The following is a 15682-nucleotide window of genomic DNA, read 5'->3' as shown; positions in this document are numbered from 1 at the left end:
GAACTAAAACTTGTTAACAATTATTGGGTGCGATCGCTTCCAGCACTGCGCTTATGCTCAATCGTCTATGTCAATAGCGTAGCTTATCGCTGATAATAAGACTTGATTTTGGATGATTTTCCATGATAATCTGCGTTTGGATTTTAAAACCCGGTTTGCCGATAGGTTTATCGTAGCTTTAATAGCATACTGTATTTTTAATTTGAATTAGCCATCGTTGGCATAAGTAATTCTAAAACTGTTTTGAGAGAAAACTCATGGTCATTACAGAAAAACGTAAACTTGGACGTTCAGGGCTTTTTGCCTCAGAATGTCGCTAAACTCCTATTTTATCGTAGAGTAAGATAGCAATCGCCTATTCAATCTGAATTGCTCAAACCCATCCACAGTAAGCATTTATCTTTTGCGGATAAGTCTATTACTATGCACCACCACCAACTCATAAATTGCCAAAATAAACTTACGCACTATTTAAGAGAGCAAGTGAAGACAGACGGATCTGTTCGAGATGGTTGCAAAAGCCGTGTACTTGAATCCTCGTTGATGTTCTACTTGCTCAAGATCCAACAAATATATCCAAATTCTCAGTATCAACTCATTCAGTACTTGAGTGCTGAACTTGGCAAAGAGCAGAATAACAAGTTCAACAAGGCTTTAATTCTTGGAGCATTAGGTAAAAATACATCTGAAGATGCACAAGTTGTGGAATATTATCTGAGAGGCTTTGAGCATTTTACAACAAGCCGTAAGCGTATGCTATTCAGTGCAATCCTCGCGGAATTACAGGTAATACCATACGATGGTCAATATCAGATAGAACATTTCTATGATCTTGGTTATCAAAATTGGGTTGCAGCTGAAATATGCGCTCTCAAAGTTTTATATGCTTTTGGTTTAAACCAGCCCCAATGGGTCAACCGTGATGACGTTGAATTTCTACTGGCAACACAGAACAATGAGTCCATCTGGGAAAAACATGTTCTGTGCAACATTATCATATTATTGGCACTTCAGAAATTTCCAGAACACCATCATGTCATCTTAAAGGGAATTAACAATTTGCTTAGTTGTCAAAACTCAGATGGCGGTTTCCCTTTTATTGCTAGTTTTGAGATTTTCTGCACAGCCACAAATGGAATAGCGTTAATAGATACAGGAGTTGAGATTGAGACTCTCTTACAAATGGCACAGTACATAGCCGGACAACAGCAATCAGATGGCGGATGGTCGTATGCGGAGGGTACACGTCAGACTGACGTAGATGATACTTCTTTTTGTGTAGAGTTTTTACAGGCAGTTGAGCCTAACAAATACAAAGAATACATTTCAAAAGCACAGGCGTATCTTCTGGCTATTCAAAATGAAGATGGTGGCTTCCCCACTTTTGTGCGTGGTAATCCCTCTGAAATTACCATGACAGCCGCAGCACTTAACGCGTTGGCTCCTTGGGCTGCTGATTATACAAATGTCTTTGAGTTGGGACTGCGCTATATTACTAGCCAACAAAAACTCGACGGTTCTTTTGAAAGGAGCTGGAGTCTGAGCGAGGCACAGGCGATCTTCCGTTCAGTGTTAGCAATACGTAGCTGTAAAGTTATTCAGTCACCCCAGCTTTTAGAGAGCATTTATACAGCAGAAGCTAAAGCACTAAACTACCTGCTTCGCTCTCAAAACAGCGATGGCGGTTGGGGTCATCAATTAGGTGAGGCGAGCGACGTTATCAGCACCTCTTATACCCTTATTGCCCTCAGCACTCTTGGTGATACTGAAACATTAAGGCGAGGTGCAGGCTACCTAATTCTACAGCAGGATAAACAAGGGAAATTTATCTCCATTCCAGATCAAGCAGCTCCCCGTCCTATCCCTTATGATGTTCCTATTCTCACTAGCATCTTCGCTCTAATAGCTCTTAAGTACATGGCTGCCGTTATTACAGAGTAATATGCAAAGGAACGATATAAAAGTTGCTGCCCTAGATATTGACGGAACTCTCTACCCTGGGGCTTTAGGGCTTCAGTTACTACAAGCATTGACAGCAAATGGTATTGGTAATCGCTCTAAGATCGAGGATATTTTTAAAGTCATTGAAAAATATCGCCTCAATGAAATTGATTTCCAAACTATGGCCATTAACGCTTATAGTCTCTTTGCAGAGGCTATTGCAGGTATCTCACAAACTGTAATCCAGCGTACAGCTAGGCAAGTATGGCAGCAAGAACGAACCAAACTGTTCCCTTTCGTTCCGAAACTTATCGATATTCTCAATAGCCAAGGATACTCCCTTGTATTAATTTCAGGCAGTCCAAATGAAATCGTTTGTTGCCTAGCTCAAGAGTTTGGGATTTCAAAATACCAAGGCTCTATTTTCGCAACTCACCAAGGTAAGTACACTGGAAAAGTCAATCTCAGCTCAGGAGAACTCGGTAAGAAGTATTCTATTTTTTTACAGATGGTTAAGGATTGGAAGGTAAATCTGGAGGAATCCCTCGCTATAGGTGATTCAATAACTGACACAGCATTGCTTGAGATCGTCGGTAAACCTGTAGTGTTTGAACCTCATCCATCATTAATGTTGATTGCCCAAGAGAAAGGTTGGCTTGTTACCGACCGCAATGATGTTGTCAAACATATCATGAAGTTAGGAAACTTTTAAAACTAAAGCGTTGTCCAAAATAGCCCCGATTACATGGTGTTTCTTGAGCATCCGATTTACTTTAGTGCTGAAGCAGCAGCAAAAGCTGGGCGTGAATGGATTTATCAAAAGCGGTAAAGCGGTTAATTCATTCGGTGGTAATCCAAGCCGGAAAAGACTTTCGTCGTACCAGCAGGAGAGCTATCACCTTTAATGAAATTCAAAATGCAAAATTCAAAATTCTGTTAGGAAGAATAAAAATAATTTTGAATTAATTCGTTCGTTCAAGCCCCCGCCACAATCTCTGATTTGGCGGTCAACAAAAGGGTGGTGAGTTCAAAGCTAATACTAATTGTCTTTAATTTTGAATTTCGAGAAGCGACTTGACTCAGAATTAATGACAAGTAATTACAAAAGGATGTATCCTCATTTGTACATGAATCAAGGTTTGGTGAGATTCTACTTCAAAGCGTCCTCGAATCACTGGTAAAAACGAGTTCCGGTAGTGAATTATGCGACTGATTTGAAACCCTGATTCCGAAATGGTTCCTTGATAAAGGAGGTGTTTTTTAGAGAATCTAAATGCTTTTGTCGGTTCAACTTGTGCATTCAGCCGTTGCAGAACTATAGGCAGGGCATCAGGTGTCAAAATCGTAAAGCTATCGTCGGGTAATACTTTCATCTTGATTGAGGTTGCTGGCGTTTAATGGGAATGAACATATTGCTATCTTTTAATAGATTTGCTTGTTTGATTTAGTGAGTTAAGCTAATACTGCATTTTTCTAATAAGTTATAAACCCTTTGGTTTGCAATTTTTGTATGAAGCCAAATGATAAAACTTTATAGATGTTGGTGAAATTGGCTATAACTCTTAAGATTCTCCACTAAGAAACTTTTGAGTTTTGCTCATTTAACTTGTCTGCTAGTTTCTGCCAACTTTCGGCTGCAATACCAAAGTTATCTTTTGCATCTTGGAAAGAATTAAAGTTTCGTTGCAGCCACCCTGGGTCTACCCCGCACAATTCCATAGAAGGAGGTGATGCGCTGCTGCCCATCTAGCAGCAGTTTAACTGTGCCTGTGGAAAGTTTACCATCGCCACGAGCATGGTCAATTGCTTGTTCGGTTTTAGTTTCCCAGACTAATAAGCTACCAACAGGATGTCTGCGATACAGCGAATTCATTAACCCACGCACTTGGTCACGATTCCATACGTAACCACGTTGGAACTCTGGGAGTGCAATGTTGTCGAGATCGATTTGGTGAAGGATAGTTGTAATATTCATAATTTATTTTTTCTAGACAACTTATAATACTTATGCTGCTTTTGCAAAAGATTTACCCAGATCAAACATACTGAATAGCCAGTGATGCCATTCTTTATAAGTGATAAATACTTTTAAAACTGATTCCAAATCAACATCTAAATCCCTATTTTGAATGTCAATAATTGTCTGATAGGTCAAATCCAAAGCAATTCTGTCGTCTTTGGCGAACGGCTTAAACTTTCCATTCAGGGAATTATTCAGTTGAGTTATTCTCTCTCTTCCTACTTTACCCTTGACTTCAGTTAATCGCTCATCTCGAAATAAACCAAAACGGTCATGGGGATGCAGGCTTACTAACTCATTGAAATTAGTGATTCGGCTAGTAAAAGACGAAGTACTTGGGTCAACTTGCAGAAACCCCATTACATAATTTTTATTACCAGTCTCAACCACAAGATGTTCTGGTAAAACTCGCTTTCCCAAACGATATTGAGTTAGTCTAATTGGCTTTATATGATTAAAAGCTTCAGCAATAGTTTTGAGTTTACCCATGTCATCATAATCAGAAATGATCGGAAGGTTACTATACTGGTGTTCAAGTTCAGCCTTCTTTCGAGTTAAATACTCAATAATGTTATCTGAGGTATGTAGTTGAAGCTTAGGAGGTTCAGGAAGAAACTGCTGACGCAATTTTGTTAAATCAACTGACGACCCTGGTTCCTGTATCGCTTGAACCAAATCTAGAAATGCTTCGGTTAGTTTTTGCTGTTGCTGCTGTACAATTCTTAGCTGTTGCTCTAGTTGTTCTTTACTATCAAGCTTATGCAGGTTTTCTTTGACAGATGCTAGAGGAATTTGACGAACCCTGTAGTTATAATAGTCTGCTGCTCGGTTTAATACCCCTCTAATTGGCTTTTGTCCAAGAATATCTTCCAAATCCTTAGAGCTAAATAATAGTTCTAAAGGAATATCAAGCGCCTGAAGCTTCACCCGCAGAATCGCTTCAAGTTCTGTTTCATCTGGCTGACGTAGATAAATCTGGTACTGAGAGACTCGACCAATAATTGAGTTATCAAAGCTAGCTTGAAACTGTTCCCATCGATCGGGGAACATATTGAGAATAATTAAACTGTTAGGAACGTGAGTAAAAATTTCTTTGATGGCTTCCCCAAAATTCAACAAGATTTCTCGGTTATGTGACAGCCCCAATCCTTCTAGCTGATCGAAGACGATAATTAAGGGTTCATCCAAGATAGATAGTTTAGCCAAAACTGAAATTGCTTCCAAAGAAAAGGCTTCTTGGCTGAGGTCTTCTCCCCAATTTGGCAAACCAACTAATTCTGCCTCTTCTTTAGATAAGATATTGGCAGCTAACCAACGAGTAGCGATATCTTTGCGTCGTGGGTCAGTATAACTACAATACTTAACAATTCCCTTGAGGATTGCAAGAGCAAAACCTCCAGAAGAATAATGACCCGCCCACCACTCGTTGATTCGTTTTTCAATGTGTTGCCAGTAATCTCGTCTGCGCCCAGTTCCTTCGGCTCCAAGCGCATCTAAATTTTTATCTTGTAGAGCTTTAATAATTTCTTGGTCTTTCTGAGATGTAACTCGGAAACTGAGAATTTTATAAAAGCTATTGATAATCAGGTAGTCTAATTGAGTAGCAGAACCAACCGACTGTACCAGGGACTCCAAAATGCGGCTGTAGATGTGATGCAGCACTGCTTTGGGATGGTTCGGTTGACGGATAAATAACAGTCGATTATTGGCTAGTCGCTCATTGGCTAGTCTCATCATCAAGTGAGTTTTACCAGTCCCCGGCTCTCCAATAACTACGACTCCTTTACTCTGGCGATTGGAATCTAGTTTGATGTCAGCCAAAATTGACTCAAGAGTAAGATATTCTTGGCGATAAGTGGCAAAATAATCAGGGTGAGTCTGAAACGGAGTATCAACCCGACTAGCACTAAATGGATTAGGCTTTTGTTTTAATTGCTCAATCATCATCTGACGATAAAGCTGGTAAGTAAACTGGGCATCATACCGAGCAGCATGAGCCATATCTCGAACAAAGTAGCGGTTATTTACCTGCAAATTAAAATGCTTACTCAGGTGTTCTAGGGAATAGCTTTCTAGCTCTGGCCAAACACTTTTTGCTTTTTCCCAAGTACACTCGTATTCTAGTTTGGGGCAAAAAAGACCAACTCGGCGAAAACTGGACTGAAGTATCTCAATATCATGCAAGGCATAGTGGCAGACTATTTTCTTTCCTTGGACAAGGGACAGAAACTCTGTAAGCAGAGTTTTGAGACTTTTAAGGTTAGGCAGATTCTTGTTGTGATTGGGATAATCACTAGAAAACCCTTCATAAATCAACCGTCCCTGACTATCCACTATCGCCAATTCACTTAATTCCGGTTTCCCCTCAGTATCTAAAACTACAAAGTCCATATAACCTTGACTACGAGTAAGCTATAGCAAAATTAACACAGGTATTTTAAAATGGGTATAATTTGTATCACTTAAATAAGTAAGATCGGAAAATATCAGTAGATAACCTGACAAGTATCAATGTCTTTCAATGGTCGCAGTCAGTATTGATGTGATGAAAATTTTCCACAGCGATCGCATATATCCCCGCCTTATCTCTAGATTTCCTTTCTCAGTACCCCATCACTAGGAACCATATCTTTGGCATAGCGTGTTGCCAACCACGGCATCTGCTCAAAGTCGCAGATGTTGTCTATGATGCGGTAGTACTTGGGATTGCCTTGGAATTAGGAATGGGTCATTGTTGTTTGGTAGATTTCCTTGCTTGGTTTGTGTGGGGTGATCGCTTTAATCATCATCATCACCAGGGGCCCATCCATAGTCAGGAAAATTTTCCAAACCAATCATGTCTAAGTAATCTCTGGTATCAAGACTCATATCCTCAAAATTCTCCTCATCGTCTTCTTCATTATTAAGAATTTCGTCTAAAGCATCTGCTAAAAAGCGCTTAATTAGCCAAGAGCTAGCTTGAGAAAAATCACGCTTAAACCCTAAATAAACTGCACCAAATACAGCCTCAAACATTTCTGAAAAAAGTCTCTCTTGCTCATTTAAAGGTTTTCCTTTTAGACTTTTTCCTAATAGGCAGAACTCTGGTAAATTTAACTCAATAGCAAATTCTGACAATTTAGCTTTATCTACAAGTGATTGTTTAGCCTCAGTAAGTTCACCTTTTGTAGATTCAGGAAATTTTTCATATAAATAGTCAGTAACAATAGCACTAAGAATTGCATCTCCTAAATGAGCTAGCCGTCTGTAAGCTTTCTCTTGTAAATCTTTTGTCTGCCTATCTACATTTGATTCATAGATAAATGATGGGTGTCTTAAAGCAATTTCTAGCGCTTCTGTTGCCTGAAATTCACTTATACCAATTCCTTTCAAAATAGCTTGAATTTGCTGTTGTCTTTGCTGTTCTGGTTTATACAATTGTGTCACGATTTAATAATTAATATGATGATTTTTAGTTAAAAAGTAGTAAAAAGAAGAGAGTATGTCTACTACAATCGCTTATGCCCTTAATAAAAGAGCAGCTAAAGAAACTTGTATACTGGTAGGTTTAATTCCTTCAAATACAATTAGGTTGAGTTTGTCTGTATCTTGCACTAACTGAATCACAAAGTTTTCATCATCCAAAATTGCTTTATTCCCATCGGTATACTCTTTTAAAAGTTTTTGTACAGCCTTCATCTCCTTCCAAGTGTTTAATTTTTTTAACGTACTCTTAACAGCTGCTCGATCTAAACCTGCTGGAAAGTGATCAAGCATACTCACCCGACGTTGAATTTTAGTAATGCGCTCAGAGGTAACGCTAATGTTTTCTAGGGTTTCTGGCTGTTCTAATTCAGCAACCTGTTGCTGTTTTAAAACCACCAGTTTGTTATATAAAGATTGAGCGCATGATAGTAAATATTTTGAGGAGAAAACATTTCCCGCTATCGGAGTTTTGAAGGCAGTAGCGATCGCCATACCATAACCATCGTTTTCCCCGGTTTGGTCATTCCAGAACAAAGTCTGCTGTTTCTCTAAAATTGGTTCTCCATTTGGGCCAAAATATTGCACTGTCAACGCCACTAATCCGGTAGCTTCATCTTTTTCACCAGTGCGGCGACCTACAGTAATTGGATTGGCTTGGTAATCTTCACCCAATTCTTTTAGTAACTTGCTTAGTTCTTCACTATGCAGAATCTCATTTTGGGTATAAAGGTCGCGGCTAGTTTCCTGTTTTTTATAGGCATCTTCTTGTAAATTACCCTGCTCTATCTTTCTAGCTTTGACTAAGCTCTGAACAAAGTCGATGTATCCTGGCAAAATTTCATCATCAAATAGGGTATCACCATAAATAGAAGCCCCCAATGTGTTGACATTAGAAATGGTAGGGATGTTGGGGTTAGGTTCAATACTAGCGATGTCTCCATCATTTTGGGCTAAGTCTCCTACGAGTTTTTTATTCAGATTTGATAGGCGAGAAGCTTGCCGTAACAGTTGGCTTTCACTGTTGGCATAATAAACATAAATGTTCTTAGCTTTATGTTGCTTGGGGCGGTCAATCCGTCCAATGCGCTGCTCCAAAATCATAGGATTCCAAGGCAGGTCAATATTAATCAAATAATCAGCATCTTGTAGATTTTGACCCACTGATAAAGTTTCTGACCCAATTAGTACGGCGATTTCTTCCTCTGGCTTTGGGCGTTCTGTAGGATTTTTACAAGTAGCGTCTGGGGCAAACAGTCTAAATATTTCTTGGCGATTTAAAGTAACTGGGCTACATTTTGGTTGCAGTGCGTGACCAGGACTTACTTTTTGAGGTTTGTCTGAGTTATTTGTGTAATACAGCTTTGTAGAACCAATCAGCATCCCAATACCTTTAGATGCGATCGCACTGTCACGAGCCATGTAACGGTAGTAATCAATTACGGTGTCGCTAAAAGTTGAAATTAACAGCACTTTATGACCCTGACTTACCAGTTCTGCTACTTTTTGAGTAACTTGCTTACGTTTGTGGTCAACCAAAAATTCATCTATTAATAGGTTTTGAATCTGTTCTAGCTGATGCAAATCACCTTCACAATCAGCCAACATTCGCTCATAAACTTTTTGGGCATTGTTAGGATTATCTCGTAAGTTATCTGTGGCAATATCAATAGACCGCCTTAACTGCTGACGCTTTTGTTGTTGTTCTGCCTCGTTTTCGTCCTCGTCTTCTTCCCCATCTTCATAATCCTCATCCCAGCCTTCAGGGTTGTAATCATCTAAAAAACTTTCTGGTTTATCCTTCTTGTCGGATTCAAAATTGTAGTGAATTAGCAAAAATTCTTTCAGCCCATCAGCATCAGGAGAAACTGATTCTAGGCGTTGTTGCATCTGCCGAATGCGATCACCAAAGTTTTTGATAGTCCGATTCAAGGCATACATACTCGATTCAGCCCGTTGTAGAAAGAATCGGCGTTGGTTGCCTAATAGACTTCGCTGTTCGACGCTACCTGTTAAATAACGAATTGGATCAGCAAAGGGAATAAAAAGACTGGTTTCAAATTGAGTGAAAATCTGCTCAAGTGCTTGTTCTGTACTAATTTCAAAATGTACAGGTAGCCATTCTGCTATCCGTTTGGCATACAAATTTAAATCTGGGGTGGCTTCTCGCAGCATTTGGCGGGTGCGCTGAAGAAACAGTTCGCGGTAGGTACGCCGAAATAGTTCAGTATTATCTGTAAAATTTTCTACCCCAATTTCTCGATTTTGAAACCATTGAGCGACTTCTGCGGGGAACTTTAAATCATTGAATCCTTGAGGACGACTGATAAAGGGCGAGAGAATGTTATAAATATCTTCCCGGCGATTGTTCCAAGGTGTAGCAGTCAACAGTAGAAAGTAACGTTGCCGAGCAGACTTGCGTTCGCCCTTGGCGTTGGCGAAGCCATCGCTTTCTTGAATTGATGCACAGGTTTTATGAATGCGGTTTTTATAATTGCGAATGCCTTCGTGGGCTTCATCGATGATAACTAGGTCAGGGCCACCGTAGCGATTGAAATCTGCAAGAAAATTACTACCTTTGCGGCTCATCAGGTTTTTATTGTAAAGCTCGTAATCGTTAGATTTAAAGCCTAATTCTGCCATTTCTCGCTCCCAGTTGGGGTAGAGTTTCTTAGCAGCAATGATCGCAATCTTAGCTTGACCGTTCTGCTGACGATACAACCACGAGACGGTAGCTGCTAGTCGAGTTTTCCCCAATCCTACAGCATCAGCGCAGACAGCAACACCAAAATCTTGCATGACTCTTAGGCAATGTTGCGCTCCAGATTTTTGATGCTCAAACAAGATACCTTGATTTAACAGTTCATCTAATAAATCACTACGTTCAACCCGGAACTGACGGGGGCGCTGCTGTGCCAACCAGTAAAGAAAATCATTTGGTGTGCCGTGATTTCCTGCCAAAATTATTTCTACAGCTTGTTTAAACCCTTCAATTTCACTGAAATCTGGAATTTCTAGGGATTGGCTGACGGCTGGAGGATTTTCGGGTGAGTTGTGATAAGTGCCTTCGGTGGTTGTAACTTTGAATTCGGTTAACTTTGTCGGCGGATGTTCTGAGTCTACCTCAACTTGACCAATAATCCGTTCCGAATCTTGGCTGTCAATGGTGATTTTCACCAATTGATCATCTACAACCTCAATGCTTTCTATTTTGTCTAAATTTTGACCTGTGATTTCAACTTGGGTGGTTTCCCCAGGGGCAAACTCATCAGGATTGATAGATTCAATAACTGGTTCTTTTAACTTGGCACGGCGATCACGTTCCGTCAACACCTGCTGTAAAAACTCTTGGGTTAAGTCAAAGGTAATGTCATCTCGCTGCCACTCAACATCAAACTGACCAATACTTTCAAATATGGCTTCTGCATCTAGAGAATCCCAAGAGTAGAGAAAAGTTACACTCTCAGCATTTTTAGAATGTGCTGCACGGGTGAAATTATCTGAGCCTTCATGCAGAATATGGTTTTCTAACTGGTCGCTCAGGATACCAGTTTTTCTGTGATAAATACCTCCTCCTGACTCCATTTTTACAAGTTTAATTTGCAAAAAATTCAGGCGAACTAACTCTGCCAAAATTTCTGTCCCACTAAAGGCACTATCTTCTAAACCCTTAAGGAATTCAGCTAGGGTACAATGAGCAAATTGGGCGCGGTAATTAGGGTCTTGTAATTTCTCCAGTTCTTGAACATCAGCCTGCTTGGTGAATCCTTGCCAGTCCATCAATAGGCGAATTTGACCCTCAGTTTGCACAATTGAAGCAAGAGGTTCTTCATATAGTTTCAGCACACCACTATCAAAGTAAGCCGTAGAACGGCGATAAATTTGGGTGCGTTCTAGGGCAGAGCCGATGAAGACATTGTACTTATCTAGCTGATCAGGCAAATTGAATCTACGAAGACGACCTTTAATTTCTAAAAAGCTGCCTGCAAGTAAAGCTTTTTCTTTAGTTACACTTTCTTTATGAAGGAATTTTTCAATAACATTTAGATTACTAATTCGCAGCAAAGAGACACTAGGTACATTTCCATCTTTAATGGGAGTATATTCAAAAATCTTAGCGCTTTTTGGATCAATTCGTAGTATTCTGTAAGTCGCTTGTTTCCCACCAATACCTAAGAACTTCACAACTGTTTTTAACAGCCTGTCAGCATCGCGGTGCTTGAAGACGAGCCAGTATTGATTGTCAACGCCTTTGATGGGATTACCTTGGGGTAGATAGTAGGGGCGTTGTTTACGAATTAGGTCTTGGATAAAGTTTTCAAGCATAGTTAATAACTTACTGAATAGGCCAAGCTGGAATTACTGCGTCAATCTTTGCCATAAGTTCAATGGTTTCTTGGAGGGCTACAACAATACGCTGGTAATGTTGGATATCATCATAAGTGAGAGTACGTCCTTTACGGTCTTTGAGCCATTTTTGGCAGACTTGATAACCACCTACGTAAAAGTTCCAAACTTCTTCTGGCACGCCTGTAAATTTATCTCCTATTTTGTTGATGATGACAGCACCATCATTAATACAGAATCTGACCGAAGTTATTAACCTCTCTTCATTGCGATTAGTAAAGCAACGGCTCGAATTGTAACTGCCTTCTCAATTACTCATTGGGAGTTCTCGTCTTTTGAATCATCTGTTGGATTGTTTCAGTTTCGCCAATTTCATAAAGACTGATCAAACCATCCTCAATAGTAAAAATTTGCTTAATTGTTGCATCCGCAAGCAAATTGCTTTGCAAATCTCTGACGATTTGATGAACGGTAACGACATTTCGATTGTTTTCATCCGTCTCGAACTTTAAGGTTTCAAGCTGCACTTGAATAACCTTATATTGATTAGTCCAGTATTCGCGCACCGCGTCGCGTCCATAAACGAAACCGCCTGACACCCCGTTGGCCCATTTTACTTCCGGGTGCATCACCGAGATGATTGTTTCAAGCTCGCCTTTGTTGAAAGCTTCGTATAAATTTTGCAGAAACTGCTGATTTGAACTCATAATTATTCACCATCCAATACGAATGTTATTAAAACAAGAAAGTAGCCCAACTATTTACTATACGGAAACTCAACAAAAAGTGCATCGTGGTTTTATTTATCAACTATTAACAGATAGACCTGACAACCGCAGACCTTTAACTTAGGAACGAAACCATGTTGATCTACTGTTAATGGAAGAAACAGAGGGAACCCCTTTCTACGGACTGCTTCACCGCTTTGTGTAGACGCTCTGCTCTTGTCCGGTCAGTTCAGGTACTTCAACAGTAGTTACCGTGACCGCCTCAAAATCATCATTTCATTCCCCCAACACCCTCAAAATCTTCCTAACCACCCCTTTCTCAAGCTCCATCTGCTGAATATGCTTCAGTAACCGCCTGGGGATGTACTTTGAGGACTTGAGGATGCGCGATCACACTCTGTAGGTTTTGGTACTATTTGGCGCATAAGCTATGTCTGCGATTATAAATCGCATCACGCAATCTTACATTTTTGGTGAAATCCTAATATTTTGGATGCAAGTAGTAGCAGATTCAGGCGGATGGGGACAATAAACCTGACATATCTAATACCCTCTGTGACCAAGTACTCGCTTGCTCGGACATATTTTTGCGTTCGCTCTCATCAGACCAAAGACTATCAAGTTTTAATCTCCATCGTGCCAGTTGAACTTGAATGTTCACCAGTTCTTCAGCATATTCAGGTTCAATTTCTGCTGCCGTCCATTCAATAAAACATATAGTTTCATCTGTCACACTTTCAACAGCTTCTTTATAAGCGCTGTTACAAAATGTTCTAATCCTCGCTAAATTGGAAGCTATATGTCCTAAGCGAGTTGATGTATTTTCACTTTGAAAATGTACTTGTTTTTCATCTAAACTCTGGTTCATATCCCCCAATTAGCTCCTGAGTTATTTTTTTTACACGTTCTTTAATCGCTGGGTCTTGAATTAACATTGAGCGATTATTTTGGCTGGGGCGAATGTTAATAATCGATTCATAAGCTATCGATTGGTCAAAGGGAGTCCAATCCGCACCCCAGATATCTCGCTGTCTACTACCGTCTTCAAGCAATGCTGCTTCACAGTAAGCGTGTTTCTCTCCTCCTCCAGCCAAAATCCCTTTTTCAATGTCTACTGCCACTTTAATGTAAACTCGCAAGGTTTGCAGCATTAACTCCACTTGTTCGAGAGTTGCTCTTTCCCTAATAATCAGTACCAAAATCTCACCCTACCTGTATAAATGCACAAGTCAAAATTCTACTTTGTAGAATCCCTTGAATCCCAAAATTAATCACTTGCAGCACTATGGTATGATTTCCAACTCCAGAAAACTCAACACTTTCTCTTCCAAATCCGTCAAATAAGCCCGCTTCAGCTTCCCCAACATCTCCAAAAACTTCTGCACCGATTCCTCTAGTCCACTGGAATACACCCGACCGATACGATCGCAAATCACCTGCATCTGCTCACACTCGGCAGGCAGGTAGTTGAAGGACTTCAGATGCTGCAACCCAACTGTATATTCGCCATCCCAGGTTTTGACGGTGCAACTGAATTGGCCCACATGGTTTACGATACCCCAGCACCCACCCTTGCCTCTGAGTTCGGGGTTGTCCTTAGCAAGAATTTGGCAGACTTCGCCAATTTGGTATGTGTTTGGTACTTTCGTCCTTTCCATGATGCGCTGCACCACATCTTTGACAATTCTGGCTGGCGGCACTTTTCCCCCTGCCTGCTCCACCGCTTGCCGCCATACTTCTTGCTGTTGCGATGGTTCTAGCTTAGTCAGTGGTCGAACTTGGCGTTCGGTTGTAGGTAAAATTTGGGAACCATTGGTTCCCATTTCATCCGATATCTCGTTTTTGGAACCAATGGTTCCCATTTCATCCGGTATCTCATTTTGGGAACCATTGGTTCCCATTATTATGTTGTCAACTACATTTGAAGCAGCTATTAAATAATTTACATGGCGGTGAGTATACGCAAAGCGAGAACGGCAATATTCCTCAAACGTCTTGTGGGTCGAGCGGTACAATCTGCGATCGCGCAATTCTGCCAGTGCCTTACCCGCCTCAAAAAACGCTCTTTCCACACGGCGCTCTAGGTGAAGGCGATCGCGTTGTTCCGTTTCGGACAACTCCTCTACTTCAGCAGCAGTAACTGTAATTGTTGCTGTAGCAGGATTTTCTGGATCAAAGGTGTCTTCGGCAGAACTAGCGGTTGCTTGTAAATTGTTGGAGACAGCAGAGGTGGCTTTTTTGCGGTTCGAGGATGGTTTAGTCATGATTCCACCCTTTCAAATGGTATTTCTCAGACTAGATAACAATTTTATGGTTGTAGTCACGAGCTACAATCACTCGTAAAAAAACTAAGGGCAAGGCGAGAGGAGTGGTTAATCATCGAATTTCACTCCTAAATCAATACCAAGTACTCGCTCAATTTTCCTTAATGTGTCTTCAGGCAAAGCATCTCGTATTCGTTCTGCCTCAATATCGTGCCAGTAAGATCGGCTAATATCAGCTTCTCCTGCCAAAACCTCGACTGAACGCCCATCAGCTTTTCTAGCTTGTTTAATTTTTCCTCCTAAACCTGAAATTTCAATGTCTGTGTAGCGTCTGATTTTCACCGCGCCTGGAGGAATGTTCTGATAAGACTTACTCCATAACTGAAAAGTATTAAGCAGTGGATTAAAGTGACTGATCAGCGCATCTTCGATTTCAGCCAAAAGATTATGGTCGGAAACCTCAATGTAAGCAATTCTGACATTACCTATTCTTTTTAGATAACCGTAACAGTGATGACTACTCCATCTATTTTTGAGATTGACGGTTCTACCGATATACTGCACTACGCCATGAGAATCTATAGCGAAATAGATGCATGACCTTGCTGGTAACTGCGATCGCTCTTGAAGAGATACTGAAGGTAAAGCAAGAGGATCGATAGTGGCAGGATTAATCGCCATTGTTCAACTCCTGGGCTGGTATCCATTTCAATAAAGTATCTGGTTGTATTTTGTATCGACTACAAATCGCGTCCATGACATCTCTACCAAGATACTGAGCGGAATTGTTGTACAGGCTATATGCAGTAGTCCGGCTAATACCAGTTTCTTGCCAGAACTGATAAACGCTTATTCCCCTGCTGTCAACGAATTCCTTAATTCGATTTCTCATGGGCATACTTTAGATCACCAGTACTATT

The 15682-nt window shown here is 40.5% G+C and carries 14 protein-coding genes; 2 read left to right on the top strand and 12 right to left on the bottom strand.

All coding sequences use genetic code 11. From position 1 onward, the window contains the following. Nucleotides 1-483 precede the first annotated feature (483 nt). Both RMZ43_RS18950 and RMZ43_RS18945 read left to right on the top strand, forming a co-directional pair. Nucleotides 484-1941: a prenyltransferase/squalene oxidase repeat-containing protein gene (locus RMZ43_RS18950; protein ID WP_322655933.1), complete on the top strand. Its 1458-nt coding sequence runs from the start codon at nt 484-486 to the stop codon at nt 1939-1941. A gap of 1 nt (nt 1942) precedes the next feature. Next, complete coding sequence (locus RMZ43_RS18945) at nt 1943-2653, top strand: HAD family hydrolase (protein WP_322655934.1); 711 nt, start codon at nt 1943-1945, stop codon at nt 2651-2653. Nucleotides 2654-3026: 373 nt separating this feature from the next. Here RMZ43_RS18945 and RMZ43_RS18940 read toward each other — a convergent pair whose 3' ends face one another. The 12 genes from RMZ43_RS18940 to RMZ43_RS18885 form a co-directional block, all read right to left on the bottom strand. Continuing rightward, a complete protein-coding gene (locus tag RMZ43_RS18940) occupies nt 3027-3314 on the bottom strand; it encodes a hypothetical protein (protein WP_322655935.1) in 288 nt (95 codons plus the stop codon). Nucleotides 3315-3613: 299 nt separating this feature from the next. Then, nucleotides 3614-3916 (bottom strand): DUF262 domain-containing protein, encoded by a 303-nt coding sequence (locus RMZ43_RS18935; protein WP_322655936.1) that lies wholly within the window; start codon nt 3914-3916, stop codon nt 3614-3616. Between the two features lie 30 nt (nt 3917-3946). Continuing rightward, nucleotides 3947-6352: an exonuclease domain-containing protein gene (locus tag RMZ43_RS18930; RefSeq protein WP_322655937.1), complete on the bottom strand. Its 2406-nt coding sequence runs from the start codon at nt 6350-6352 to the stop codon at nt 3947-3949. A 387-nt stretch (nt 6353-6739) separates the two neighbouring features. Further along, nucleotides 6740-7387: a ribonuclease III domain-containing protein gene (locus tag RMZ43_RS18925; RefSeq protein WP_428850852.1), complete on the bottom strand. Its 648-nt coding sequence runs from the start codon at nt 7385-7387 to the stop codon at nt 6740-6742. 72 nt (nt 7388-7459) lie between these two features. Beyond that, on the bottom strand, nt 7460-11749 hold the full coding sequence (locus RMZ43_RS18920) for a helicase-related protein (protein ID WP_322655939.1): 4290 nt from the start codon (nt 11747-11749) through the stop codon (nt 7460-7462). A 10-nt stretch (nt 11750-11759) separates the two neighbouring features. Then, entirely contained in the window at nt 11760-11981 is a 222-nt protein-coding gene (locus RMZ43_RS18915; protein ID WP_428850897.1) for a type ISP restriction/modification enzyme, read from the bottom strand. A gap of 100 nt (nt 11982-12081) precedes the next feature. After that, nucleotides 12082-12477: a nuclear transport factor 2 family protein gene (locus tag RMZ43_RS18910; protein WP_322655940.1), complete on the bottom strand. Its 396-nt coding sequence runs from the start codon at nt 12475-12477 to the stop codon at nt 12082-12084. 532 nt (nt 12478-13009) lie between these two features. After that, nucleotides 13010-13366: a hypothetical protein gene (locus tag RMZ43_RS18905; RefSeq protein ID WP_322655941.1), complete on the bottom strand. Its 357-nt coding sequence runs from the start codon at nt 13364-13366 to the stop codon at nt 13010-13012. Beyond that, nucleotides 13347-13697 (bottom strand): DUF5674 family protein, encoded by a 351-nt coding sequence (locus RMZ43_RS18900; protein WP_322655942.1) that lies wholly within the window; start codon nt 13695-13697, stop codon nt 13347-13349. Before RMZ43_RS18900 ends, RMZ43_RS18905 begins: the two co-directional genes overlap by 20 nt. Nucleotides 13698-13781: 84 nt before the next feature. After that, complete coding sequence (locus tag RMZ43_RS18895; protein WP_322655943.1) at nt 13782-14762, bottom strand: hypothetical protein; 981 nt, start codon at nt 14760-14762, stop codon at nt 13782-13784. A 108-nt stretch (nt 14763-14870) separates the two neighbouring features. Continuing rightward, entirely contained in the window at nt 14871-15443 is a 573-nt protein-coding gene (locus RMZ43_RS18890) for a helix-turn-helix domain-containing protein (RefSeq protein WP_416212468.1), read from the bottom strand. Continuing rightward, complete coding sequence (locus RMZ43_RS18885; protein WP_322655944.1) at nt 15433-15654, bottom strand: helix-turn-helix domain-containing protein; 222 nt, start codon at nt 15652-15654, stop codon at nt 15433-15435. The genes RMZ43_RS18890 and RMZ43_RS18885 overlap by 11 nt, the downstream gene beginning before the upstream one ends. Between the last annotated feature and the right edge of the window lie 28 nt (nt 15655-15682).

The organism is Nostoc sp. CmiVER01 (assembly GCF_034531135.2).
Classification (GTDB): domain Bacteria; phylum Cyanobacteriota; class Cyanobacteriia; order Cyanobacteriales; family Nostocaceae; genus Nostoc.
Note: the sequence above shows the minus strand (reverse complement) of the source record. Positions and strands in the feature narration are given on the sequence as shown.